This window comes from Amycolatopsis sp. NPDC023774, from assembly GCF_040639695.1.
Lineage (GTDB): Bacteria > Actinomycetota > Actinomycetes > Mycobacteriales > Pseudonocardiaceae > Amycolatopsis.
Window position 1 is genome coordinate 136,379 of record NZ_JBFAAJ010000004.1, and the last position, 22,815, is coordinate 159,193.

Sequence of the window (22,815 nt, forward strand, 5' to 3'; positions counted from 1 at the left end):
GAAGTGAGCATGTGAATCCAGGCGTCGCCGCCGTCCGCCGTCTGGCCGAGCTGGGCTGCTGCACGATCGCGCCCGGCCTGACCGACGCCGAATTCGCCCGCATCGAGGCCGAACACGACTTCGAATTCGCCGACGACCACCGAGCATTCCTCGCGGCCGGGTTGCCGATGAACAGCCCGTTCGTGCCGGAACCAGGGACCTGGACCACCTGGCAGGAATCGTGGCCCGAGTGGCGCGACGGCGACGCCGTCGAACTCCGCAAGCAGCTCGATTGGCCGGTCGACTACCTGCTGTGGGACGTCGAGAAGATCGGATACTGACGCCCGGACTGGGGCACCCGTCCGGAGATGCTCGAGGCAGCCCTGAGCGTGGCCCGCCTGGCCCTGGTCGACATGCCGAAGCTGGTGCCTGTCTACGCACACCGGTTCCTCCCCGCCGGCCGCGGCACGTGCGGGCACCCCGTCCGAACTTCCGGCCGACTGGTCGCCCCAAGCCACGGTGCCGTTCTGGCGCGGCTACGTCGCTCCGCCGTTCAGCGGCTCCACGACCACATGATCCGAATTCCTGTCAATGACTCGGCACAGCGAGGGGTCCTGGCGGTCGAATCCTGACCGCGCAGGCCGCCGCAGCGCTACGCGCCCCTGCTGTTCGGCTTGGTCTCGGCCTCCGGTGCTGCGCGCGTTGTGCTGGAGGAGGCCGGAATCACGCGAACCGAGTTCCCGCCGACTGCTCCTTCGTTCCCCGGGCGTAATCCACAGATTTCCGTGAGTGACCCGGCACAGGACGTGGCCCACCTACACTCACAGGCATGACCACAACCACCAGCCCGAACGCGGCGCCGGACACCCCGGCGCCGCTGGCGGACGTGACTCGCGACGAGGCGAGCCTGCGGCGGTTCCTGCACGGGCTGCCCGGCGTCGACCAGGTCGGGGTCGAACAGCGAGCGGCGGCCTTGGGCACACGCAGCATCAAGAAAGACGCCAAGCGCTGGGCGATCGACACCGCCATCTCCATGGTCGACCTGACCACGCTCGAAGGCGCGGACACGCGGGGCAAGGTCCGCGGGCTCGCGGCGAAAGCCCTGCGCCCGGACCCGGAGCGGCAGGACTGCCCACGGGTGGCCGCCGTGTGCGTGTACCCGGACATGGTCGAGGCCGCGGTCGACGCGCTCAAGGGCAGTGCCGTGCACGTGGCGAGCGTCGCGACCGGGTTCCCGTCCGGACGCACCAGCCGTGAGGTCAAGCTGGCCGACACGCGCCTCGCTGTGGAGTACGGCGCCGACGAGGTCGACATGGTGATCGACCGCGGCGCGTTCCTCGAGGGCCGCTACATGGACGTCTTCGACGAGATCCGCGCGATCAAGGCGGCGTGCGGCGAAGCGCACCTGAAGGTGATCCTGGAAACCGGCGAGCTGGCGACCTACGACAACGTCCGCCGCGCGTCGTGGCTCGCGCTGCTGGCGGGTGGTGACTTCATCAAGACGTCCACCGGCAAGGTCTCTCCCGCCGCGACGCTGCCGGTGACCCACGTGATGCTGCAGGCGGTGCACGACTGGCACGAGCAGACCGGCGAGCTGCGCGGTGTGAAGCCCGCGGGCGGCATCCGCACGGCGAAGGACGCGATCAAGTACCTGGTCGCCGTGCACGAGGTGGCCGGCGAGCAGTGGCTGACCCCGGACCTGTTCCGCTTCGGCGCGTCCAGCCTGCTCAATGACCTGCTGCTGCAGCGGCGCACCCAGGTGGACGGCCACTACAGCGGCCCCGACTACGTGACGGTGGACTGACATGGGCATCTTCGAATACGCCCCCGCGCCCGAGTCGCGCGAGATCGCGAACCTCAAGGACCACTACCGGCCGTTCATCGGCGGCGAGTTCGTCGACGGTTCGGGCGAGCCGCTCAAGACGGTGAATCCGGCCACCGAGGAGATCCTCGCCGAGGTCGGCACCGCGTCGGTGTCCGATGTGGACGCTGCCGTGCGCGCGGCCCGCGCCGCCTACGAGACGGTCTGGTCGCGGATGCCCGGCAGCGAACGGGCGAAGTACCTGTTCCGCATCGCGCGGCTCATCCAGGAGCGCTCGCGCGAGCTGGCCGTGCTGGAGTCGCTCGACAACGGCAAGCCCATCAAGGAATCGCGCGACTCCGACGTCCCCACGGCCGCGGCGCACTTCTTCTACCACGCCGGCTGGGCCGACAAGCTGGAGTACGCGGGCTATGGCCCGAACCCGAAGCCGCTGGGTGTCGCGGGTCAGGTGATCCCCTGGAACTTCCCGCTGCTGATGCTGGCGTGGAAGATCGCGCCCGCGCTGGCCACCGGCAACACCGTCGTGCTCAAGCCTGCGGAGACCACGCCGCTCACGGCGCTGGTGTTCGCCGAGATCTGCCAGCAGGCGGAACTGCCGCCGGGGGTCGTGAACATCCTGCCGGGCGCCGGGGACATCGGCGCGGCGGTGGTGGAACACGGCGACGTCGACAAGATCGCGTTTACGGGTTCCACCGAGGTCGGCAAGCTGATCCAGCGCACGGTGGCGGGCACCCGCAAGAAGCTCACGCTGGAGCTGGGCGGCAAGGCGGCCAACGTCGTGTTCGACGACGCGCCGCTGGACCAGGCCGTGGAGGGGATCGTCAACGGGATCTTCTTCAACCAGGGCCACGTCTGCTGCGCGGGTTCTCGGCTGCTGGTGCAGGAATCCGTGGCCGAAGAAGTCCTGGAAAAGCTGCGCTACCGCGTCTCGACGCTGCGGATGGGCGACCCGCTCGACAAGAACACCGACATCGGCGCCATCAACTCCGCCGAGCAGCTGGCGAAGATCCGCGGGCTCGTGGAATCGGGCGACGCGGAGGGCGCGCAGCGCTGGACCAGCCCGTGCCCGGTGCCCGATCGCGGGTTCTTCTTCGCTCCCACGGTGTTCTCGGACGTGCACCAGTCGATGCGGATCGCGCGCGAGGAGATCTTCGGGCCGGTGCTGTCAGTGCTCACCTTCCGCACGCCGGACGAGGCCGTCGCAAAGGCCAACAACACGCCGTACGGGCTGTCGGCCGGCATTTGGACCGAGAAGGGCTCGCGCATCCTCTGGATGGCGAACAAGCTGCGGGCCGGCGTCGTCTGGGCCAACACGTTCAACCGCTTCGACCCCGCCGCGCCGTTCGGCGGCTACCAGGAGTCCGGGTTCGGCCGCGAGGGCGGGCGCACCGGCTTGGAGGCCTACCTCAGTGTCTGATTCAAATCTGTCTGAGACTCGTATTTCCGTCGCGAAGACGTACAAGCTCTACATCGGCGGGGCCTTCCCCCGCTCGGAGTCGGGCCGGGTGTACCCCGTCACCGACCCGCAGGGGAAGTTCCTGGCCAACGCGGCGCACGCGTCGCGCAAGGACGTGCGGGACGCCGTGGTGGCGGCGCGCAAAGCGTTTCCCGGCTGGTCGGGCGCCACAGCCTACAACCGCGGCCAGGTGCTCTACCGCGTCGCCGAGATGCTGGAGGGCCGGCGCGAGCAGTTCGTGAGCGAGGTCGCCGCGTCGGAAGGTCTCGCGCCGAGCCAGGCGGAGTCCCTTGTGGACGTCGCCATCGACCGCTGGGTCTGGTACGCCGGGTGGACGGACAAGATCGCGTCGGTGCTCGGCGCGGCGAATCCCGTTGCGGGGCCGTACTTCTCGTTCACCGTGCCCGAGCCGACGGGTGTGGTCGGCGTGCTCGCGCCGCAGGAGTCGTCGCTGCTCGGCCTGGTGAGCGTGCTGGCGCCGGTACTGGCCGGTGGCTCCACGGCCGTCGTCGTCTCGAGCGCCGAGCGGCCGTTGCCGGCGATCACGCTGTCGGAGGTCCTGGCGACGTCCGATCTGCCGGGCGGCGTCGCCAACGTGCTGACCGGCCGTGCGGCCGAACTCGGCCCGTGGCTGGCCTCCCACGGTGACGTCAACGCTCTCGACCCCACAGGCGCCACGCCGGAGGACCGCATCACTCTGGCGCGCGAGGCGGCGGGCACGGTCAAGCGCGTGCTCACGGTTCCCGACGCCGAACCTGACTGGACACCGACGCCGGACCTCTCGCGGCTGCGCCGGTACCTGGAGGCGAAGACCGTCTGGCACCCGCTGGGCGTCTGAGCCGGAACAATCCGAAACAAAAGGGGCGGGCGGCACCCCCCGGTGTGCCGCCCGCCCCGAAACAAGACCCGTCACGCGGTCGGCGCGAGCCCCTGTGTCACCGCGCCGACGTCGATGGTGTGGCTGACCGAGTCGGCGTCGACCTCGCCGAGGGTCCAGTCCACGGTGACGTTCGGGTTGATGTAGTCACCGTGCTGGTTGGAGTCGGACGGCGCCACGACGGTGAGCCCGTTGGGCGTCTGCTGCTGGGCGTAGGGCTCGATGCCGGTCCAGTGCAGCGGCACGTAGGCCGAGGAACCGTCGACGAGCGCCACGGCGGGCGCGTCGGCCGGGGCCGTGTTGTCGATCAGCACGTTGTGCGCGCCGACGAGGTCCACCTCGAGGTTGCCGGGCAGGTAGCAGCGCTCGCCCGGGTTGGCGGTGAACTGCAGGGCGCCGTAGCGGTTGCCCGCGCCCGCGCCGCCGTAGACGAGCTTCGAGGTGAACTGGTTCGACGTGCACGGCTGAACAGACGAGGCAGACGAAGCAGGCGCGGCGCTCGCGGTCCCCGCGGCCAGAGCCGTTGCCCCGGCGGCGATCCCGGCGACGGCGACGGCGGCGACAACGCGGCTGATGGTCTTGCGTGTGGTCATGTCGGACTCTCCCCTTGTTCGAATCCCGGGCAGCCTCTCCGCCCGGCAGAGCGACCGTTTTGGTGATTCATTCCCCTCGGTCGCTCTCACCAGGAAAGACGTCCACCTCCCTGGCGGGATGTCCGACTGTGGGATCAGCCGCAGAAACGCAACCCCAGCCACCCCGAAGCGTCACAAAGAGTGAACCCGCGCGCGGGCGCGGTTCAGTTGATGTCGTGCCGGCCCAGCGGCCGGCCCGGCAACGGCGTCCCCGGCCGGGCCTGCAGCCCGTCGATCATGATCGCGATGCTGCGCGCGGTGGACATCCGAGCGATTTCCGGCGAACGGGACTCCAGCTGACGCAGCAGCAGCGCGAACAGCATGGCCACGTCACCCTCGGCGACGTCCGGGCGCAACGTCCCCTCGTTCTGCGCGCCCTGCACCATCGCTTCCAGCTCGATCAGCAGCTCTTCGCGCAACGTCGCGATCGCCGGGTCTTCCTTCAGGATCTCGTGCGCCTTCTTCGACAACATCGCCAGTTGCACGGAAAGGTGCAGCTCAACGGACTGGTGCAGCAACCGCACCAGCGCGCGCCAAGCCGTGGGTTCCTGCTCGGCCGCCTCGCGCGCGTCGTCCAGCACCCGCGAGAAGTTGTCGACGGCCACCGCCCGGATCAGCGCTTCACGGTCGGGAAAGCGCCGGTACAGCGTGCCGACGCCGACGCCGGCCGCGCGCGCGATCTCCTCCATCGGCACCTCGGGCCCGAAGTCCGCGAAGATCGTGCGCGCCGCGGCGATGATCTGGTCGCGGTTGCGCCGCGCGTCCGCGCGCAAGGGGACCTGGGGATCCACACTCATGGCCCACCTTCCGCTCGCCGGGAACTCGTTACGCGCGCAAATTCTCGCATGGACCGCGCTCCATGCACTGCGACCACAGCCCGTCACCCCTTTGCTAGTGGACGAAGATCCTCCGCTTGGGTAACGTGGGTGATGAACCGGAATGTAATCCTCCACATACATTGCGTAAAGGTTCAAAACTACCAAAAGGGGATCCCACCATGCCAGAAGTTGCCGAACCCGAGCTCGCCAGCTTCCCGATGGCGCGCACGTGCCCGTTCGCGCCGCCGCCGGAGTACAAGCGTTTCGAGGACGAGCGGGCGAAGCTCGTCGAGCTCGATTCCGGGCAGCGCGCCTGGGTGCTGTCGAAGCACGAGGACGTGCGCGCGATGCTGAACGACCCCAGGTTCAGCTCCAACCGCTTCAACCCTGGCTTCCCGGTCCTGTTCCGCGATGGAGCCCCGCGGCGCGAACGCAAGCTCAACCCGTCGCTGATCAACATGGACGCGCCGGAGCACGGCCCCGCACGCCGCGAGGTCGTCGGCGAGTTCACCGTGAAGCGCATGAAGGCGCTTCAGCCGCGCATCCAGGAGATCGTCGACGAGCACATCGACGCCATCCTCGCCGGCGACAAGCCCGCCGACCTGGTTTCGGCGCTGTCGCTGCCGGTTCCGTCGCTCGTGATCTGCGAGCAGCTCGGCGTCCCGTACGCCGATCACGACTTCTTCCAGAAGCACAGCTCGCAGATCCTCAGCCGCGAGATCTCCTCCGACGAGCGGCTCGAATCCGTCCTCGCGCTCGAGAACTACCTCGACAAGCTGGTGACGACCAAAGAAGAAACTCCGGCTGACGATCTGCTTGGCCGCCAGATCGCCAAGAGGCGCGAAGAAGGCACGTACGACCACAACGACCTCGTGTCGCTCGCTTTCCTGCTGCTCATCGCCGGCCACGAGACCACGGCCAACATGATCTCGCTCGGCACCGTCGCGCTGCTGGAGAACCCCGATCAGCTCGAGGCGATCAAGGCCGACCCGGGCAAGACACTCGACGCCGTGGAGGAGCTGCTGCGCTACTTCACCATCGCCGAGTTCGCGACCACCCGCGTCGCCACGGAGGACGTGGAGATCGCGGGCGTCACGGTCAAGGCCGGCGAGGGCGTGCTGGGCCTGAGCTACGCCGCCAACTTCGACGGCGACGCCTTCCCCGAGCCCGAGAAGCTCGACATCACCCGCGGCGGGCGTAAGCACGTGGCGTTCGGCTTCGGCGCGCACCAGTGCCTCGGCCAGAACCTCGCGCGCATGGAGCTGCAGATCGTGTTCGACACGCTGTTCCGCCGCATCCCGACCCTGAAGCTCGCCGCCCCGGTCGACCAGCTGCCGTTCAAGCACGACTCCGCGATCTTCGGTCTCCACTGTCTGCCCGTCACCTGGTGAGGGAGGAAGCATGAGCACGATGGAGGAACTCCCGGTCGCCCGGAAGTGCCCGTTCGCGCCGCCGGAGGAGTACACGGCCACGCGCGAAGAGGCGCCGGTGCACCGGGTGAAGATCCCGGACGGCAAACAAGCCTGGACGGTCTCGCGGCACGAGGACGTGCGGGCTGTGCTCAACGACCCGCGGTTCTCCGCCGACCGCCTCCACCCCGACTTCCCGACGCTCGTCCCGGGCGGCAACGTCATCCGCCGCACCGAGGCCGAGCGCACGATGCTGGCCATGGACGCGCCGCAGCACGGCCCGGAACGCAAAGCGGTGCTCGGGGAGTTCACCGTCAAGCGCGTCGCGGAGCTGAAGCCGCGGATCCAGGAGATCGTCGACAGCCTGATCGACGACATCCTGCAGGCCGAGGGACCCGTCGACCTGGTGGAAAAGCTCGCACTGCCGGTCCCCTCGCTTGTGATCTGCGAAATGCTCGGTGTCCCCTACGAAGACCACGACTTCTTCCAGGAGAACACCAAACAGCTGATCAACCGCGCGACCACCGCGGACGACCGGCGCGCCGCGTTCGAGCGCGTGCAGGCGTACATGGGCGAGCTCATCGCGAAGAAGGAAGCCGACCCTGGTGACGACCTGATCAGCCGGCAGATCGCAAAGCGTCGCGAAGACGGCACGTACGACCGGGCGAAGCTCGTCAGCCTCGCGTTCCTGCTGCTCGCGGCCGGACACGAGACCACGGCGAACATGATCTCGCTCGGCACCGTCGCGTTCCTGCGGCACCCGGAGCAGCTGGCGCTGATCAAGGCCGACCCGACCAAGACGCTGACCGCCGTCGAGGAGCTGCTGCGCTACTTCTCCATCGTGGACAACACCACACGCATGGCGAAGGAGGACGTCGAGATCGGCGGCGTCACCATTCCCGCCGGCGACGGCGTGGTGGTGATGACCTACGCGGCGAACTGGGACCCCGAGGTGTTCGAGGACTCGTCGGCGTTCGACATCGAACGCGGGGCGCGCCACCACGTGGCGTTCGGGTTCGGGCCGCACCAGTGCCTCGGCCAGAACCTCGCGCGCACGGAGCTGCAGATCGTCTTCGACACGCTGTTCCGGCGCATCCCGACGTTGAAGCTCGCCCAGGACGTCGACGACCTGCCGTTCAAGGACGACGCGCTCATCTACGGCCTCTACGAACTGCCCGTGACCCGGTGAAGGAGGAGCGATGAGCACGGCCGAGTACCTCGAACTGCCGGTGGCGCGAATGTGCCCGTTCGCACCGCCCGAGGAGTACACGCAGATCCGCGAGGAACAGCCGATCACGCGCGTGAAGATCCCCGACGGCAAAGAAGCCTGGGTGGTCTCGCGACACGAGGACGTGCGGACGGTGCTGAACGACCGCCGATTCTCCTCCGACCGCTTCAACCCGAACTTCCCCATCCTGGTCAAGGGCGGCAACGTCTTCCGCCAGACCAACGCCGAGCGCACGATGATCACGATGGACGCGCCGGAGCACGGCCCCGCGCGCAAGTCGGTGCTGGGCGAGTTCACGGTGAAGCGGGTGAACGCGATGCGGCCGCGGATCCAGGAGATCGTCGACGGGCTCATCGACGAGATCCTCGTGTCCGAGAAGCCCGTGGACCTGGTCGAGAAACTGTCACTGCCGGTCCCGTCGCTCGTGATCTGCGAGCTGCTGGGCGTGCCGTACTCCGAGCACGACTTCTTCCAGGAGAACACGGCGAAGCTCCTCAAGCGCACGGTGAGCTTCGAGGAGCGACGCGCGGCGTTCGAGCGCGTGCGCGGTTACCTCGACCAGCTCATCACGACGAAGGAAGCCGACCCGGGCGACGACCTGCTCGGCCGGCAGATCGTGAAGCTGCGCGAGGAAGGCAACTACGAGCACGGCGGGGTGCTGGGCTTGGCGTTCCTGCTGCTCGTCGCCGGCCACGAGACCACGGCCAACATGATCTCGCTCGGCACCGTCGGCCTGCTGCAGAACCCCTCGCAGCTGGAGACGATCAAGGCCGACCCGGGCAAGACGCTCGACGCGGTGGAAGAGCTGCTGCGCTATTTCACGATCGTCGACACGGCCACCGCGCGCGTGGCGGTGGAGGACGTGGAGCTCGACGGCGTCACCATTCGGTCGGGTGAAGGTGTGCTCGCGCTCGGGTACACCGCCAACTGGGACCCGGCCGTGTTCGACGAGCCCGACAAGCTCGACATCACGCGCGGCGCGCGCCACCACGTCGCGTTCGGGTTCGGGCCGCACCAGTGCCTCGGCCAGAACCTCGCGCGCGCCGAGCTGCAGATCGTGTTCGACACCCTGTTCCGGCGCATCCCCTCACTGCGGCTGGCCGTCGACGTGGCTGACCTGCCGGTCAAGGAAGACGCGTCGATCTACGGGCTCTACCGGCTGCCGGTGACCTGGTAAACATCACCACACTCCCACCACGGGCAAGGAAGAGGAAACCATGAAGATCATCGCGGACACCGGCAAGTGCGTCGGCGCCGGCCAGTGCGTGCTCACCGAGCCCGCCCTGTTCGACCAGAGCGAGGACGACGGCACGGTGATCGTGCTCAACGAGACGCCCCAGGGCGAGCTCGTGGACAAGGCCCGCGAGGCCGTGAACGTCTGCCCGAGCCAGGCGCTTTCGCTGCAGGAGTGAGTCAGTTGGCCGCGGTGAAGAGCACCGTGGTGTAGTCGCAGGTGAACTGGCCGCCGCGGGCGTCGATGGCAGTACCCACGGCGGTCAGCACTTCGTCCTGCTGGTGTTTCGGCACGCGGGTGAGGCCGCCCTGGGTGGGGAGCAGGTCGAGGTACTCGGCGCGGGTGTAGTTCTGCTGCCAGGTGTAGAAGCGCCGTTGTGAGTTGTGGAAGCCTGCTTCGAGCAGGGCTTCTTCGGTTTTGTCGATGATGGGTTTGTAGGCGTCGCTTTTCGGTGTTCTGTCGACCTTGATGGGGAAGGTCGGGGCTACCTTGCGGAACGCTTCGCCGAAGGCTTCGGCGATGTCGTCGGGTGGCAGGAAGAGATGCCAGAAGACGGCGAAGGTCCCGTTCTTCCTGAGAACTCGGGCTGCTTTCTCGGCCCCCCGTCGGGGATCGACCCAGTGCCAGGCTTGGCCGGCGGTGAGGATGTCGAAGGTGCGGTTCTTCGGGTCCCACTCTTCGAAGGTCGCGACTTCGACGTCGATCCCGGTGGTTCGGGCGAAGTCGGCCATGCGGTCGTCGGGTTCTATGCCGAGCACGTGGCAGCCCTTGTCTTCGAGTTGTCGCGCGACGATGCCCGTGCCGGTGCCGACGTCGAGGACCTCTTTGCCGCCGTTGGTCACTTCGGTGATCAACTCGTCGGGATACCTCGGACGCGCACGGTCGTAGCGCCCGGCGTCGATCCCGAACGACTCGGCTGTCTTCCTCAGCTCGTGCGGCTCGGGCCGTTTCTCGCCTTGCTGCTCCGGCAAGGTGGGCATGCGCCCACTCTAGTGGGCACTCGCCCACTTAGCTATCGGAGTTTGCTTTGCCGACCGGCGTCCACCTCCGTGACGTACGCACCCAGCTCTTCGACGCCGCCGAACGCGTCCTGCTCCGCGGCGGGCCGAGCGCCTTGACGAGCCGCGCCGTCACCGACGAAGCCGGCTGCGCGAAAGGCGTGCTGCACAAACACTTCACCGACTTCGACGGCTTCCTGACCGAGCTGGTCCTCGACCGCATCGCCCAGGTCCACGCCCTCGCCGACACCCTCACGGACGCGGCGGGCACCGGCTCGGTGGTGGACAACGTGTGCGCCGCTCTGCAGCAGATCTTCACCTCGGTCGCCGTCTCCATCGTCGCCCTCATCACCTTCCGCGACGAACTCCGCACCCGCCTCCGCACCGCCCGCCCGGGCACCGGCATCCCCCTCGCCTCCGACGCCGCCCGCATGCTCGCGCGCTACCTCACCGCCGAACGCACCCTCGGCCGCCTCGCCCTCGATGCCGACGTCGACACCCTTGCCCCGACGCTGGTGGGCGCCGGGCACCTCCACTTCGCCGACCGCTCCCCGGACGCGTCTTCCTTGCGCCCCATGGTCGCGGCGGTCCTGTCGGGTGTGCTGACATAGGACCACAGCACCCTCACCCGATCCGGCTGGGGGGAAGTACGGCATCCAGGCAAAATCTACTTCACCGCTCCCATCGACAACCCTCGCACCAGGTGGTTCTGCGCGAACCACCCGACGATCATCACCGGCAACGAAGCCAGCAACGCCGCTGCGGACAGCTGCGCCCAGTACAACCCTTCACTCGTGATGAACCCGACCAAAAACACCGGCACCGTGCCGGCGCGGGCAGCCGTCAGGTTCACTGCGTAGAAGAACTCGGTCCACGAAAAGATCACGCAGATCAGCGCCGTCGCCGCGACGCCCGGGGCGACGACCGGCATGATGATCCTGCGCAGCAGCGTGGGGAGGTTGGCGCCGTCGATGTGGGCCGCCTCGATCATCTCGCCGGGAACCTCGAGGAAGAACGAGCGCATCATCCAGATCGCGAGCGGCAGGTTCATCGACGTGTACAGGATGATCAGCGCCCACACCGTGTCGAGCAGGTTGGTGTTCTGGGAGATCACGTACAGCGGGATGATGGCCGCGACGATCGGCAGCATCTTGGTGGACAGGAAGAAGCTCAGCGCGTTCTTCGTCTTCTTCACCGGCGCCAGCGAAAGCGCGTACGCAGCCGGGATGCCGAGTAGCAGCACCAACAGCGTGGACACCACAGTCACGAACGCCGAGTTCGCCAGGTACGGCAGGAAGCCGCCCTTGAGAACCCCGGAGATCTGGTCGAACGTCGGGCTGAAGAAGAGCTTCGGCGGGTCGGTGTAGGCGGCGGACTCCCGCTTGAACGCCGTGAGGATCATCCACGGCAGCGGGAACACGAAGAGGATCGCGACGACCCACGTGACGACGGTGAGCGAGCCCGCCCCGTAGCGGCGCTTGCGCCCGGGAACTGCGGAAACAGCCGTGGTCATTTCGCCCCTCCGTCCACGGAGAACGCGCGGAACATCAGGCGCAGGGCGAACGTCGCGACGATCATCGTGATGATCACGACCACCACACCCATCGCCGACGACTGGCCGATGTCGAAGCCCTCGAACGCGCGCTGGTAGATGTAGAACGGCAGGTTGGTGCTGGCCGTGCCCGGACCGCCCTGCGTCATGAGGAAAATCGCGTCGAAGCTGTTCACGATGTAGATCGCGCCCAGCAGCGTCGCGAGCTGCAGGAACCGTGACAGGTGCGGCAGCGTGATCGACACGAACGTCCGCCGGCGGCCCGCGCCGTCGACCGACGCGGCCTCGAGCACGTCCTTCGGCTGGCTCTGCAGGCCGGCGAGCGTCAGCAGCATCATGAACGGCGTCCACTGCCAGATGACCTGCGCCATCACCGCGGCGAGCGGGAACTGCGAAAGCCAGTCGACGTCGGTGCCGAACACGAAGTGCAGCAGGCCGTACGTCGGGTCGAACATCGTGGTCTTCCACAGCAGCGCGCCGGCCGCCGGCAGAATCAGGAACGGCGTGATCAGCAACGTCCGCACGAAACCGCGGCCGACGAACTTGCGGTCCAGCAGGATCGCCAGGCCGAGCCCGAGCAGCAGCGACACGAACACGCACACCACCGTGAGTACGACGGTGTTGAGCAGCGCACCGAGGAACGTGGAGTCGGTGACGACGTCGGCGTAGTTCTGCAAGCCGACGAAGTGCAACGATCCCGGCCGCACCAGGTTCCAGGACTGGAACGAGTAGTAGATGGTGAGCAGGAAGGGAATCTGCGTCACCGCGATCACAAAGATCAAGGCGGGCAACAGCGGCAGGCGCCGCTTGCCGGCCGTGCCGGTGGCCTTCTTCTTCGTGGTCGCCGGGCGAGTGGTGGCCGGCGCCGTGCCGGCGGGGACCGAGATGGTACTCATCCCTGCACCTCCTGGTACGACTTGCCGACCGTGGCGGCGTACTTCTGTGACTGCGCCAATGCATCAGCCACGGACGTCTGTCCCGCGATCGCCGCGGACAACTGCTGGCTGACGCGTGTACCGAGGTCCTGGAACTCCGGGATCCCCACGAACTGGATTCCCGGGTACGGCACCGGGCTCACCATGGCCTTCTGCTGGTTGGCGTCGGCGATCCCGTCGAGCGTCGGCTGGGCATACGCCTTGGCCGCGTCGCGGTACTGCGGAATCTCGTACGTCGACTGGCGGGTGCCCGGCGGCACGCGGTTCCACCCGTAGGTCTCGCCGACCTTCTTCGCGTACGCCTTGTCGGTCATCCACGCCATGAACTTCCAGGCGTCATCCTTGTCTTTGGCGACCTTCGGGATACCGAGCGCCCACGTGTAGAGCCAGCCGCTGGCCTGAGTCTTCTCGACCGGGGCCGGCGCGTAGCCGTTCTTGCCGACGACCTTGCTGCTGGTGGGGTCTTCGGTGGTGCCGGTCATCGACGTGGCGTCGTACCACATCGCGACCTGACCCTGGGCGTAGCGCGTGCCGCACTCGGAGAACCCGGCGCTGGAGGCGCCGACCTCACCGTGGTCGCGCACGAGGTTCACGTAGAAGTCGGCCGCCTGCGTGAACTCCGGGCTGGTGAGCCTGGCGTTCCAGTCCTTGTCGAACCACTGCGCGCCGAAGGTGTTGGCGACAGTGGTGAACGGCGCGAGGCTCTCGCCCCAGCCCGGCTTGCCGCGCAGGCAGATGCCCGCGATGCCGGCGTTCTTGTCGTCGAGCTTCGCCGCGTAGTCCGCGATCTGCTGCCACGTGGGGTGCGCCGGCATGGTGATCCCGGCCTGCTGGAACAGGTCCTTGCGGTAGACCACAAAGGACGATTCCCCGTAGAACGGCACCGCGTACATCTGGTTCTCGTACGACAGCGACTGCCGGATGCTGGGGATGAAGTCGTTCTCGTCGTAGCCCGGGGTGGCCTTCAGGTGCGGTTCGAGGTTCTCGAGCCAGCCGTTGGCCGCCCACTGCGGGGCCTCGTAGTTGCTGATCATCACCACGTCGAACTCCCCGCCCTGGGTGGCGGTGGACGCGGTGATCTTCGCGCGCGCCTCGTTCTCCGGCAGGGAGACGAACTTGAGGCGCACGCCCGGGTTCGCCTTCTCGAACTCACTCGAGAGTGAGATGGCGTCCTTCATCTGGGGATTCGAGACGATCGCGATGACGAGCGTCCGCCCACCGTTGCCGAACGACCCGGCTCCGGCGCATCCCGTGACGAACAACGCTGTCGCGGCAAGGAGGCACAGGAGTTTACGCACGGCCGCCTCCGGGGAGCACCTGGATCTTGAGGCCGGAGCCGCTGCGCATCTTGGCCAGCGCGTCGGGGTACTGCGCCAGCCCGAAGGTATCAGTGATCAGCGCTTCGGTGTCGATGAAGCCCTTGGCGACGAGGTCCAGTGCGCTCGCGTAGCTGTTGAGCACGGCCATGGAGCCGACGATGGTGATCTCGTCGTTGTAGATGCGGAAGGGCGAGAGCGCGACGCGGGCCTCGGCGGGAGCGACGCCGAACACGAGCAGACGGCCGCCGCGGCGCACCGCGTCGAAGGCCGACTCGATGGCGGGCGCGGCGCCCGTGCAGTCGACCGCCGCGTCGTAGAGCTCACCGTCCAAAGCGGACACGTCCTCGGCCACGGCGGTGGCGCCGAGGTCGGTGGCGCGCGGCAGGCGGCTCGCGTTGCGGTCGACGACCGTGACTTGGGCGCCCGCGCGCTGCAGGAGCTGCTGCATGATCAGGCCCATCGTGCCGGCGCCGACGACGAGGAAGCGTTCGCCCGCCTCGACGCCGATGCGGCGCACGCCGTGCACCGCGCACGAGACGGGTTCGACGAGCGCGCCCTGCTCCCACGTCATCGAGTCGGGCATCTTGTGGCAGGTGTCGGCCGGCACGGCGACGTACTCGGCGAACGCGCCGTTGACGGTGTCGCCGGTCGCGTTCCAGTTGGCGCAGAGGTTGCCGTGGCCGGAGCGGCACGGCGTGCAGTAGCCGCAGTACAGCGACGGGTCGACGGCCACACGGTCGCCGATCTTCCACTCGCCCGGCACGTCGGCACCGAGCTCGACGATCTCGCCGGCGAACTCGTGGCCGGGAACGATGGGGTACGGCGTCGGCGGGAAATGCCCGTCGGCGATGTGCAGGTCCGTCCCGCAGATCCCGCAGGCGCCGACCTGCACGACGACCTGGCGCTCTCCGGGCTTCGGATCGGGAACGTCGCCGGCCCGGATTTCCCCGGGCCGGTCCACGATCGCGGCACGCATGCCTCATCCCCTTCCTGGGCGCTCGTCTGAGCGGTATTAACGTGTGGCGGTGCTAATTGGTGGAAGCATTACAGGCGTTTTCTAGGCGCTTCGTCAACCTTTTGAGTGAGATCCTGCGCTATGGTGCTCATATGAGCAGGAAGAAAGCCCGGCCACTCCTGACCGAGAGCTTGGAGCTGGCCACCATGGCCCGCCGCTTCTACGTGCAGGGCCGCTCGAAGCTGGAGATCGCCGAGGAGTTCGGCGTGAGCCGGTTCAAGGTCGCGCGCCTGCTCGAGACGGCCCGCGAGACGGGCCTGGTCAGGGTGGAGTTCGACCTGCCCGCACCACTCGACGTGGAGCTGTCCGACGAGGTCAGGCGCGCGTACGGGCTTCGCCGCGCTTTGGTGCTCGAACGAGCGGCGGCGAAGGAGCCGCGCGAGGTCGTGCGCCAGAAGGTCGGCACCCTCGCCGCCCACCTCCTCGAGGAGATCGCCCGCCCGACGGACGTCATCGGGCTGTCGTGGGCCCGGTCGGTCAACGCGATGACCGAGGCCATCAGAACACTTCCGCGCTGCCCGATCGTGCAGTTGTGCGGCGTGCAGGCCGGCATGGACATGCGCGGGCGCTCCGTCGAAACCGTGAGCCGCGTGACCTCGGTCTCCGGCGGCGACGCTTATCCGATCTTCGGCCCACTCGTCCTCCCCGACCGCCGGACGACCGAGATCCTGCGCCACCAGCCCGGCATCGCCGAGACTTTCGGGCAGTTCGGCAAGCTGACGAAGGCCGTGGTGAGCATCGGCGCCTGGCAGCCCGGCGAGTCCACCGTGTACGACGCCCTGGACGAAGCCGAGCGCGCCGCCATCGCCGCCCGCGGCGCGACGGCCGAGGTCGCGGCCCGGCTGTTCGACGCGTCGGGAAACGTTCTGTCGACCGGCTTGGCGCACCACGTGCTCGCGATCAGCACGGAGGAGCTGCTCGCGGTGCCGGAAGTGATCGCGATCGGCTACAGCGAGCCGAAGGCAGCCGCAGTGGACGCCGTGCTGCGGTCCGGCATGGTGTCGACCCTGATCACGGATGCTGCCGCTGCGGTGCCGTTGCTGGAGCTGGCGGAGAAGCGGCCGCTGTCAGAGTGAACTGCCGACGGCGAGTCCGCCGGCTCCGGCGCGGCGAGGTCCTCGGGCGCTGCCAGGCTAGGCGGTCAACCGCGAGCACGCCGCTCGACGCGTAGGTCGGCGCTGCCCAGCGAGCGCGAGTCGCGCCCGCTTTCGCGAAGTGAGGCAGCACCGCTGGGGACCGCGCTGATCCCGCGGCGGCTGCGGTGCCGCTGCCCGGGCTGGCGGCCACTGTCAGAGTGAACTGTCGAGGGCAAGCACGCCGGCGAGGATGACGAAGCAGATGCCGGAGCCGACGTCGACCTTGCGCTGGGTCCTGGCCTTGACGCCGGCGACGCCGATGGCCCGGCCGACCAGCACGTAGGCGAGGCCGACGACGAGTTCCACCCCGAGGTAGGCGGAGCCCAGCTCGGCGAGCGCCGCCGGGCTGCCGGTCGTGGTGAACTGCGGCAGGAGGGCGGCGAACAGCAGCAGCGCCTTGGGGTTGCTGATGGCGACGGCGAACTCGTTGACCACTACGGCTCGCAGGTTCTTGCTCTTCGGCGGTTCCTGCGCCTGGCTCATCTCGCGGCGGGCGCGCAGGATGCTGCTGAGGCCGAGCCACAGCAGGTAGGCGACGCCGACCCACTTGAGGATCGTGAGCAGTTCGGCGGACGCGGCCAGCAGCGTCCCCAGCCCGGCCGCGACGAGGGCGATCAGGACCACGAACGCGGCGAACCGGCCGCTGATGCCGGCCATGGCGTGGCCGACGCCGTAGCGGGCGGCGTTGCGCAGGCCGAGCAACTGGTTGGCGCCCGGAATGAGCGACACCACGATCGCGGCGGGGACAAAACCGGCCCAGTCGATCATGGCTCGCCTCCTCGGATTTCGTCCGGGACGGTAACCCGGGTGTCCGGCTGGGGCAGGGTTTGTGACGAACTCTTCAGGCATCACCGGCCTCGAACGGGCGATGTCGCCGTTGGGGCAGTTATCGGCCGAATGCCTGACCCTGACGTACCGCGCGCGACGAGGTCATCGACCTTCGCCGCAACTCACCAGCACATACCGCCTCGCGCCGGCGGGCGGGCTGTCTCGGACAGGACCTTCCCAGTGCTCCCGCCAAGGCGCTCCGCAGCTCACCGCGGCACCGACCCGGGGGTGTTGCGGCAAACGCGAGAGTCAAAGAGCCTGGGCTCTTGCCCGCGCTCAAGCCGCGCCGATCCTGCCGCGCGTCCGACGCCGGCTAGCGAACACGATCTCCTGTCCCCGGCTGAAGTCGCCGGCGTCTCGGGAGATGACGCAGCCGGTGCAAGTCCACGCGCCGCAACAGTGCCTTCGGCTTGCACCGCCGTGAAGGCGTTCGACCTCGCTCCGGGGAAACCTGGCGGACGACGCCGCCACCAGTCGTAGGTGACCGCTCGCGGTGCCGTTGTGCGGCGCTCCGGAGACGCGGTGCCGGAGCTCATCCGGGACGTCGGCCACACTCCGCCGGCCGCGGGCGGCCTGGAGCGCACCGCCTTGCTGGAGGCGACCGTCGCATTCGCGATCGGCCCCGTGGCGCGCCGGATTCGACACGCGGGCGGCGTTCGTCTCGGGGTGATCTCAGGGTGTTCACCGGATGTGCCCGCGGTGGTGTCCAGGCGATTGTTACTGCCGTGACCAGGGTCTCGCCGCGGTGGCGGCAGGCGGTGGTGTGGCTGCACGCGGTGTCGTCGATCGCGTGGATGAGCCAGGCGTTCGGGCTCATGACGCTGACGCTCGTGGCGCTCCAGGGCGACCGGGCCACGCGCGCCGCCGCGATGAACATGGCGCGGCACCTGGACACGGCGTTGCTGGCGCCCATGGCGAACGCCGCCGCGTTCACCGGGTTGGTGCTGGCCGGCGCGACGGCCTGGGGATTCTTCCGGCACTGGTGGGTGCTGGTGAAGTTCGGGCTCACACTGGTGCAGCTGCACGCCGGGATCTTCCTGCTCTCGCCAGCCCTGGAGCACGCCGCCGCGACGGCCACCCCGACGTGGCAACAGGCCGCCGGCGCGAGACTCATGGCGGGCGGGCTGGCCGTGCAGGCGTGGATTTCCGTGGCGAAGCCGTGGCCCCGCACGCCGTGGTCCCCCGCCACCAAACCCGCGACGGCGCCCACGTGGGTGTTCGTGGCGGCGGTCGTCGCGCCGGTTCTCGACACCACTGTGGGTCTGGTGGTGGGCTACCCGTCGCCCGCGCTGTCGCTGGTGATGCTCATCGTCCTGCTCAGCGGGCGGCGGCAGCGCCTGGCCGTGGCCTGACGCTACCGCCGGTCGTCACTCGACGTCCCCACCGCTGGCGGGCTTGGCCTCGACGTCGCCGCCGCTCGCCGGCTTCGCCTCCACGTCCCCGCCGCTCGCCGGCTTCGCCTCCACGTCCCCGCCGCTCGCCGGCTTCGCCTCCACGTCACCACCGCTGTCGTTCTTGTCCTCCACCATGGTTCCCTCCTCCTTCTCGGCCCGGTCAACGCTAGGGCGCGCCGGAGGACACCATGGCCACTCAGGCAAACCTCACTCAAACGGACGCGCGTCGTCAGAGTTGATTGACGTCCACGATGCGCACGACGGCCGAGCCGACCTCGTCCGAGGCGCGCAGATCGACCTCCGCGCTGATGCCCCAGTCGTGGTCGCCCGCGGGGTCGTCGAAGATCTGGCGGACGCGCCACACATCGGGTTCCTGCTCGATGAGCAGCAACGCGGGCCCGCGGGCGTCCGGTCCGATGCCCAGGGTGTCGTGCTCGTCGAAGTAGTCCTCGATCGCGTCTTCCCAGGCGTCGGCGTCCCAGCCGGCGGCGGCGTCGAGCTCGCCCAGAGCGTCGTAGTTGCGACGGGCGGCGAGCTCGACGCGGCGGAAGAGCTCGTTGCGCACCAGGACGCGGAAGGCACGTTCGTTGCGCGTGACGGCGGGGGGTTCGGCGGGCGGACGCTGGGAGACCGGGCCGTCGGCGGAAGAAGGGTGCCGCAGGGCCTCCCACTCGTCCAGCAGACTGGAGTCGACCTGGCGAACGAGCTCGCCCAGCCACTCGATGAGGTCCTGCAGCGCCTCGGTCTTCGCCTCGTCCGGGACGGTGTGGCGCAGCGCGTCGTACGTGTCCGCCAGGTAGCGCAGCACCAGACCCTCGGAGCGCGCCAGCTGGTAGTAGCCGATGTACTCCACGAAGTTCATCGCGCGCTCGTACATGTCGCGCACCACGGACTTCGGGGACAGCTCGTAGTCCGCGACCCACGGGTGGCCCTGGCGGTAGCTGGCGTACGCCGCGGACAGCAGCTCCTCCAGCGGCTTGGGGTACGTCACTGCCTCGAGCAGCTCCATGCGCTCGTCGTACTCGATGCCCTCGGCCTTCATCGCCTGCACGGCCTCGCCGCGGGCCTTGAACTGCTGCTGCGACAGCACGGGCCGTGGGTCGTCCACGGTGGATTCCACAATGGTCACGACATCAAGCGCGTACGAAGGCGATTCCACATCCAGCAGCTCCACCGCCGCCAAGGCGAACGGCGACAACGGCTGGTTCAGCGCGAAGTCGAACTGCAGATCCACCGTCAGCCGCACGATCCGGCCATCGGCGTCCGGAGTGGACAGTCGCTCCACGACACCCGCGGCGAGCAACGCCCGGTAAATGGCGATCGCGCGCAGGATCAGCTTGCGCTGCGTCGGGCGGTCCGAATGGTTGTCCTCCAGCAGGTGGCGCATGTGGTCGAACGCGTTGCCCGGCCGGGAGATCACGTTCAGCAGCATCGAGTGGCTGACCTGGAAGCTCGAGGTCAACGGCTCGGGGTCGGCCGCGATCAGGCGGTCGAAGGTGCTCTCCGTCCAGTTGACGAACCCCTCCGGCGCCTTCTTCCGGACGATCTTCTTCCTCTTCTTGGGGTCGTCGCCCGCCTTCTCGAGAGCCTTGGCGTTCTCCACGACGTGGTCGGGCGCCTGGACGACCACATACCCGTCGGTGTCGTACCCGGCGCGGCCCGCGCGGCCGGCGATCTGGTGGAACTCGCGTGCCTTCAGGTGGCGCTGGCGCACGCCGTCGTACTTGGTCAGCGCGGAGAACACGACCGTGCGAATCGGCACGTTGATGCCGACGCCGAGCGTGTCCGTCCCGCAGATCACCTTGAGCAGCCCGGACTGCGCGAGCGTCTCGACCAGGCGCCGGTACTTCGGCAGCATGCCGGCGTGGTGCACGCCGATGCCGTGGCGCACGAGCCGCGAGAGCGTCTTGCCGAAGCCCGCGGAGAAGCGGAAGTCGCCGATCAGGTCGGCGATCGCTTCCTTTTCGGCCTTCGTCGTCACATTGATGCTCATCAACGTCTGCGCCCGCTCGATGGCCGCGGCCTGGGAGAAGTGCACCACGTACACGGGCGCCTGGCCGCCGTGGAGCAGCTCGGACATGGTCTCGTGAATGGGCGTGAGCGCGTAGCGGAAGGTCAGCGGCACCGGCCGCTGCGCCGACGTGACGACCGCCGTCGAGCGGCCCGTGCGCCGCGTGAGGTCCTTCTGGAAGAACGAGACGTCGCCCAAAGTCGCCGACATCAGCACGAACTGTGCACCGGTCAGCTCGATGATCGGGACCTGCCACGCCCAGCCGCGGTCGGGCTCGGAGTAGAAGTGGAACTCGTCGGCGATCACCTGGCCCACAGGCGCGTCGGCACCGAAGCGCAACGCGATGTTCGCCAAGATTTCCGCGGTGCAGCAGATGATCGGCGCGTCCGCGTTCACGCTGGAGTCGCCGGTCATCATGCCGACCTTGTCGGCGCCGAAGATCTCGATGAGCTGGAAGAACTTCTCCGAGACCAGGGCCTTGATCGGGGCGGTGTAGTAGCTGCGGCGGCCGTGGGCGAGCGCGGTGAAGTGGGCGCCGACGGCCACGAGGCTCTTCCCGGAGCCGGTGGGCGTCGAGAGGATCACGTTGGCGCCCGAGACGACCTCGATCAGCGCCTCCTCCTGGGCCGGGTACAGCTGGATGCCCCGCTCGGCCGTCCACGTGGAGAAGGCTTCGAACAGGGAGTCGGCGTCGGGATCCGCTGGCAGGAGGTCTGTGAGTGTCATCGCGCTGCCCATCGTGCCATCCCCGGGCCGCCGGTTCCCCAGGGGCGATCGCGGCTGCTTGCCCCAACCCGTAGGCTTCGCGGTACCGCGCACCGACCGGGGGATACTTCCGGGCGGGCGCGCGTACACGGGCGGTACTCCGGAGGGTTCGCAGAATGGCACAGGACATCATCCCGATCGAGCTCGGGCTGCCGCAGGGCGACGTCGTCACCCTGTGGGCTCCGCGGTGGCGGGAGGACGGCGAGGAGTGGGAAGCGTTCCTCGGCGACGAGGACGACCTGTACGCCTTCCCCGACGCCGCTCACCTGGCCGCTTTCGTGCGTACGTCCGACCAGCACGACCTGCTCGACCACCCGGCGTGGGACGCGGTGCCGGCGCTGAACGTGCCCGAGCTGATCCCCGACGACGACCACTCCTACGACCTCGTCGGCGTGCCCGAACTGGTCGCCGAGGAGCCCGACTCGTGGACGATCGCGGAGCTCGCGGAGATCGTCGGCATCGTCCGTTCGCTCGCCGACGTCTGCGAGCTCGAGGAGGTGCACGAGGTCCTCGACGCCTACGAGGGCTTCTCGCTCCTGGAGCAGGGCCGGCTGCCGTTCACCGGCCGCGAGGGCGAGGCCCTGTGGAACGACCTGTCCAAGGCCGTGTCCGAGAAGTGGGACATCGTGCTCGACGCGATCGACAACCTCGTGACCGTGCCCGAGGTCGACGCCGCCGTGCTGGAGCAGACGGCCGAGGAGCTGGCGGCGTTCCACGAGGAGTCGGCCGAGGCCGAGGCTGCCCAGCCGGAGGACCTCGAAGCCGTCGACGCGCCCGACTCCGACGAGGAGGAGGACGACGAGCCGGTCGGTTTCTGGGGTGAGGTCGGCATCGACCCGATCAAGATCGTCACGGCCGGCGCCGAGTACTACACGCTGCGCTGCTACCTCGACGACAAGCCGATCTTCCTCGGCAGCGAAGGCGAGATCGACGTCTTCTCCTCCGAGAAGGCCCTGCTCGCCGCCCTCAAGGACGGCAAGGACGTGGCCGACACCGACCTCGCCGACGTGTCCACTTGGGACGACGTGCTCGAGAAGGCCAAGGCCGGCGAGCTCGAGGTCGAGGTCGACGCCGAGAACACCTACGTACTCACCGGCCTCGACGACGACATCGCCGCGGGCGTCGAGTCCATCGACCCCAACCAGCTGGAGCTGGCGGTCGAGCTCATCACCGACGCCGCCGACTGGGCCGAGGACGACTCCGTCGAGACGGCCCTGTCGCAGAACGAAAGCCTCGGCTGGCTGGTCTCCTTCGTGCTGCGCCCGGACCCGACCCGCCTCGAGCCGAGCGCGCCGTTCGACACCGAGCAGAGCGCATGGCGCAAGCTGGTGGAGTCGTTCGAGAACCGCCTGACGGTGGTCTGAACCTCTTGGAGTGAACTGCCGGCGGCCGCACTCGGATCCAGGG

General features: G+C 68.5%; 22 protein-coding genes. 12 read left to right on the forward strand and 10 right to left on the reverse strand.

The window, feature by feature from the left end; all coding sequences use genetic code 11:
• Positions 1-11 precede the first annotated feature (11 nt).
• The 4 genes from AB0F91_RS12895 (at position 12) to AB0F91_RS12910 (ending at position 4,095) form a co-directional block, all read left to right on the forward strand.
• Positions 12-320 (forward strand): hypothetical protein, encoded by a 309-nt coding sequence (locus AB0F91_RS12895; RefSeq protein ID WP_360597304.1) that lies wholly within the window; start codon positions 12-14, stop codon positions 318-320.
• 488 nt (positions 321-808) lie between these two features.
• On the forward strand, positions 809-1,783 hold the full coding sequence (gene deoC / locus AB0F91_RS12900; RefSeq protein WP_360597305.1) for a deoxyribose-phosphate aldolase: 975 nt from the start codon (positions 809-811) through the stop codon (positions 1,781-1,783).
• Between the two features lies 1 nt (position 1,784).
• A complete protein-coding gene (locus AB0F91_RS12905) occupies positions 1,785-3,218 on the forward strand; it encodes an aldehyde dehydrogenase family protein (protein ID WP_360597306.1) in 1,434 nt (477 codons plus the stop codon).
• Positions 3,211-4,095 (forward strand): aldehyde dehydrogenase family protein, encoded by an 885-nt coding sequence (locus tag AB0F91_RS12910; RefSeq protein ID WP_360597308.1) that lies wholly within the window; start codon positions 3,211-3,213, stop codon positions 4,093-4,095. The genes AB0F91_RS12905 and AB0F91_RS12910 overlap by 8 nt, the downstream gene beginning before the upstream one ends.
• A gap of 71 nt (positions 4,096-4,166) precedes the next feature.
• On the opposite strand, the gene AB0F91_RS12915 is transcribed toward AB0F91_RS12910, so the two are convergent.
• Both AB0F91_RS12915 and AB0F91_RS12920 read right to left on the reverse strand, forming a co-directional pair.
• On the reverse strand, positions 4,167-4,727 hold the full coding sequence (locus tag AB0F91_RS12915; RefSeq protein ID WP_360597309.1) for a DUF4232 domain-containing protein: 561 nt from the start codon (positions 4,725-4,727) through the stop codon (positions 4,167-4,169).
• Between the two features lie 203 nt (positions 4,728-4,930).
• Positions 4,931-5,563 (reverse strand): helix-turn-helix domain-containing protein, encoded by a 633-nt coding sequence (locus AB0F91_RS12920; protein WP_360597310.1) that lies wholly within the window; start codon positions 5,561-5,563, stop codon positions 4,931-4,933.
• Positions 5,564-5,763: 200 nt separating this feature from the next.
• Here AB0F91_RS12920 and AB0F91_RS12925 point away from each other — a divergent pair, with 200 nt between their 5' ends.
• The 4 genes from AB0F91_RS12925 to AB0F91_RS12940 are packed head-to-tail and all read left to right on the forward strand — an operon-like array spanning position 5,764 to position 9,633.
• Positions 5,764-6,975: a cytochrome P450 gene (locus AB0F91_RS12925; protein ID WP_360597312.1), complete on the forward strand. Its 1,212-nt coding sequence runs from the start codon at positions 5,764-5,766 to the stop codon at positions 6,973-6,975.
• Between the two features lie 10 nt (positions 6,976-6,985).
• The gene (locus AB0F91_RS12930) at positions 6,986-8,182 is read left to right on the forward strand and encodes a cytochrome P450 (RefSeq protein ID WP_360597313.1); all 1,197 of its coding nucleotides are present in this window, start codon (positions 6,986-6,988) and stop codon (positions 8,180-8,182) included.
• Positions 8,183-8,192: 10 nt separating this feature from the next.
• Positions 8,193-9,398 carry a cytochrome P450 gene (locus AB0F91_RS12935; protein ID WP_360597315.1) on the forward strand — a complete coding sequence of 402 codons (1,206 nt, stop codon included), beginning with the start codon at positions 8,193-8,195 and terminating at the stop codon, positions 9,396-9,398.
• Positions 9,399-9,438: 40 nt separating this feature from the next.
• Complete coding sequence (locus AB0F91_RS12940) at positions 9,439-9,633, forward strand: ferredoxin (protein WP_360597317.1); 195 nt, start codon at positions 9,439-9,441, stop codon at positions 9,631-9,633.
• Between the two features lies 1 nt (position 9,634).
• Here the strand turns inward: AB0F91_RS12940 and AB0F91_RS12945 are convergent, their stop codons facing one another.
• The gene (locus tag AB0F91_RS12945) at positions 9,635-10,435 is read right to left on the reverse strand and encodes a class I SAM-dependent methyltransferase (RefSeq protein ID WP_360597318.1); all 801 of its coding nucleotides are present in this window, start codon (positions 10,433-10,435) and stop codon (positions 9,635-9,637) included.
• Between the two features lie 47 nt (positions 10,436-10,482).
• Here AB0F91_RS12945 and AB0F91_RS12950 point away from each other — a divergent pair, with 47 nt between their 5' ends.
• Positions 10,483-11,064 (forward strand): TetR/AcrR family transcriptional regulator, encoded by a 582-nt coding sequence (locus AB0F91_RS12950; protein ID WP_360597319.1) that lies wholly within the window; start codon positions 10,483-10,485, stop codon positions 11,062-11,064.
• Between the two features lie 56 nt (positions 11,065-11,120).
• Here AB0F91_RS12950 and AB0F91_RS12955 read toward each other — a convergent pair whose 3' ends face one another.
• From AB0F91_RS12955 to AB0F91_RS12970, 4 genes are read right to left on the reverse strand one after another with little or no spacing between them, the layout of a single operon-like run.
• Entirely contained in the window at positions 11,121-11,966 is an 846-nt protein-coding gene (locus AB0F91_RS12955; RefSeq protein ID WP_360597321.1) for a carbohydrate ABC transporter permease, read from the reverse strand.
• Entirely contained in the window at positions 11,963-12,901 is a 939-nt protein-coding gene (locus AB0F91_RS12960; RefSeq protein ID WP_360597322.1) for a sugar ABC transporter permease, read from the reverse strand. The genes AB0F91_RS12955 and AB0F91_RS12960 overlap by 4 nt, the downstream gene beginning before the upstream one ends.
• Positions 12,898-14,238, reverse strand: a complete 1,341-nt coding sequence (locus AB0F91_RS12965; RefSeq protein WP_360597323.1) for a sugar ABC transporter substrate-binding protein — start codon at positions 14,236-14,238, stop codon at positions 12,898-12,900. Before AB0F91_RS12965 ends, AB0F91_RS12960 begins: the two co-directional genes overlap by 4 nt.
• Positions 14,231-15,235 carry a zinc-dependent alcohol dehydrogenase family protein gene (locus AB0F91_RS12970; RefSeq protein WP_360597325.1) on the reverse strand — a complete coding sequence of 335 codons (1,005 nt, stop codon included), beginning with the start codon at positions 15,233-15,235 and terminating at the stop codon, positions 14,231-14,233. The genes AB0F91_RS12965 and AB0F91_RS12970 overlap by 8 nt, the downstream gene beginning before the upstream one ends.
• Positions 15,236-15,366: 131 nt before the next feature.
• On the opposite strand from AB0F91_RS12970, the gene AB0F91_RS12975 reads away from it, so the two are divergent.
• Complete coding sequence (locus tag AB0F91_RS12975) at positions 15,367-16,350, forward strand: sugar-binding domain-containing protein (protein ID WP_360597327.1); 984 nt, start codon at positions 15,367-15,369, stop codon at positions 16,348-16,350.
• A gap of 213 nt (positions 16,351-16,563) precedes the next feature.
• On the opposite strand, the gene AB0F91_RS12980 is transcribed toward AB0F91_RS12975, so the two are convergent.
• The gene (locus tag AB0F91_RS12980) at positions 16,564-17,178 is read right to left on the reverse strand and encodes a LysE family translocator (protein ID WP_360597329.1); all 615 of its coding nucleotides are present in this window, start codon (positions 17,176-17,178) and stop codon (positions 16,564-16,566) included.
• A 785-nt stretch (positions 17,179-17,963) separates the two neighbouring features.
• Between AB0F91_RS12980 and AB0F91_RS12985 the strand changes: the two genes are divergently transcribed.
• Positions 17,964-18,590, forward strand: coding sequence for a hypothetical protein (locus tag AB0F91_RS12985; RefSeq protein WP_360597330.1), 627 nt, complete (start codon positions 17,964-17,966; stop codon positions 18,588-18,590).
• Between the two features lie 15 nt (positions 18,591-18,605).
• On the opposite strand, the gene AB0F91_RS12990 is transcribed toward AB0F91_RS12985, so the two are convergent.
• On the reverse strand, positions 18,606-18,767 hold the full coding sequence (locus AB0F91_RS12990; protein WP_360597331.1) for a hypothetical protein: 162 nt from the start codon (positions 18,765-18,767) through the stop codon (positions 18,606-18,608).
• 94 nt (positions 18,768-18,861) lie between these two features.
• Positions 18,862-21,369 carry a DUF3516 domain-containing protein gene (locus tag AB0F91_RS12995; RefSeq protein WP_360597333.1) on the reverse strand — a complete coding sequence of 836 codons (2,508 nt, stop codon included), beginning with the start codon at positions 21,367-21,369 and terminating at the stop codon, positions 18,862-18,864.
• A gap of 155 nt (positions 21,370-21,524) precedes the next feature.
• Between AB0F91_RS12995 and AB0F91_RS13000 the strand changes: the two genes are divergently transcribed.
• Positions 21,525-22,772, forward strand: a complete 1,248-nt coding sequence (locus tag AB0F91_RS13000; protein WP_360597335.1) for a primosomal protein — start codon at positions 21,525-21,527, stop codon at positions 22,770-22,772.
• Positions 22,773-22,815: the final 43 nt, after the last annotated feature.

Excerpts from the sequence above, each read along its gene's own strand:
- deoC (WP_360597305.1), top strand. The coding sequence starts at position 809 with ATGACCACAACCACCAGCCCGAACGCGGCGCCGGACACCCCGGCGCCG.
- AB0F91_RS12905 (WP_360597306.1), top strand. The coding sequence starts at position 1,785 with ATGGGCATCTTCGAATACGCCCCCGCGCCCGAGTCGCGCGAGATCGCG.
- AB0F91_RS12915 (WP_360597309.1), bottom strand. The coding sequence starts at position 4,727 with ATGACCACACGCAAGACCATCAGCCGCGTTGTCGCCGCCGTCGCCGTC.
- AB0F91_RS12920 (WP_360597310.1), bottom strand. The coding sequence starts at position 5,563 with ATGAGTGTGGATCCCCAGGTCCCCTTGCGCGCGGACGCGCGGCGCAAC.
- AB0F91_RS12925 (WP_360597312.1), top strand. The coding sequence starts at position 5,764 with ATGCCAGAAGTTGCCGAACCCGAGCTCGCCAGCTTCCCGATGGCGCGC.
- AB0F91_RS12930 (WP_360597313.1), top strand. The coding sequence starts at position 6,986 with ATGAGCACGATGGAGGAACTCCCGGTCGCCCGGAAGTGCCCGTTCGCG.
- AB0F91_RS12935 (WP_360597315.1), top strand. The coding sequence starts at position 8,193 with ATGAGCACGGCCGAGTACCTCGAACTGCCGGTGGCGCGAATGTGCCCG.
- AB0F91_RS12940 (WP_360597317.1), top strand. The coding sequence starts at position 9,439 with ATGAAGATCATCGCGGACACCGGCAAGTGCGTCGGCGCCGGCCAGTGC.
- AB0F91_RS12945 (WP_360597318.1), bottom strand. The coding sequence starts at position 10,435 with ATGCCCACCTTGCCGGAGCAGCAAGGCGAGAAACGGCCCGAGCCGCAC.
- AB0F91_RS12955 (WP_360597321.1), bottom strand. The coding sequence starts at position 11,966 with ATGACCACGGCTGTTTCCGCAGTTCCCGGGCGCAAGCGCCGCTACGGG.
- AB0F91_RS12960 (WP_360597322.1), bottom strand. The coding sequence starts at position 12,901 with ATGAGTACCATCTCGGTCCCCGCCGGCACGGCGCCGGCCACCACTCGC.
- AB0F91_RS12970 (WP_360597325.1), bottom strand. The coding sequence starts at position 15,235 with ATGCGTGCCGCGATCGTGGACCGGCCCGGGGAAATCCGGGCCGGCGAC.
- AB0F91_RS12975 (WP_360597327.1), top strand. The coding sequence starts at position 15,367 with ATGAGCAGGAAGAAAGCCCGGCCACTCCTGACCGAGAGCTTGGAGCTG.
- AB0F91_RS12980 (WP_360597329.1), bottom strand. The coding sequence starts at position 17,178 with ATGATCGACTGGGCCGGTTTTGTCCCCGCCGCGATCGTGGTGTCGCTC.
- AB0F91_RS12990 (WP_360597331.1), bottom strand. The coding sequence starts at position 18,767 with ATGGTGGAGGACAAGAACGACAGCGGTGGTGACGTGGAGGCGAAGCCG.
- AB0F91_RS12995 (WP_360597333.1), bottom strand. The coding sequence starts at position 21,369 with ATGACACTCACAGACCTCCTGCCAGCGGATCCCGACGCCGACTCCCTG.
- AB0F91_RS13000 (WP_360597335.1), top strand. The coding sequence starts at position 21,525 with ATGGCACAGGACATCATCCCGATCGAGCTCGGGCTGCCGCAGGGCGAC.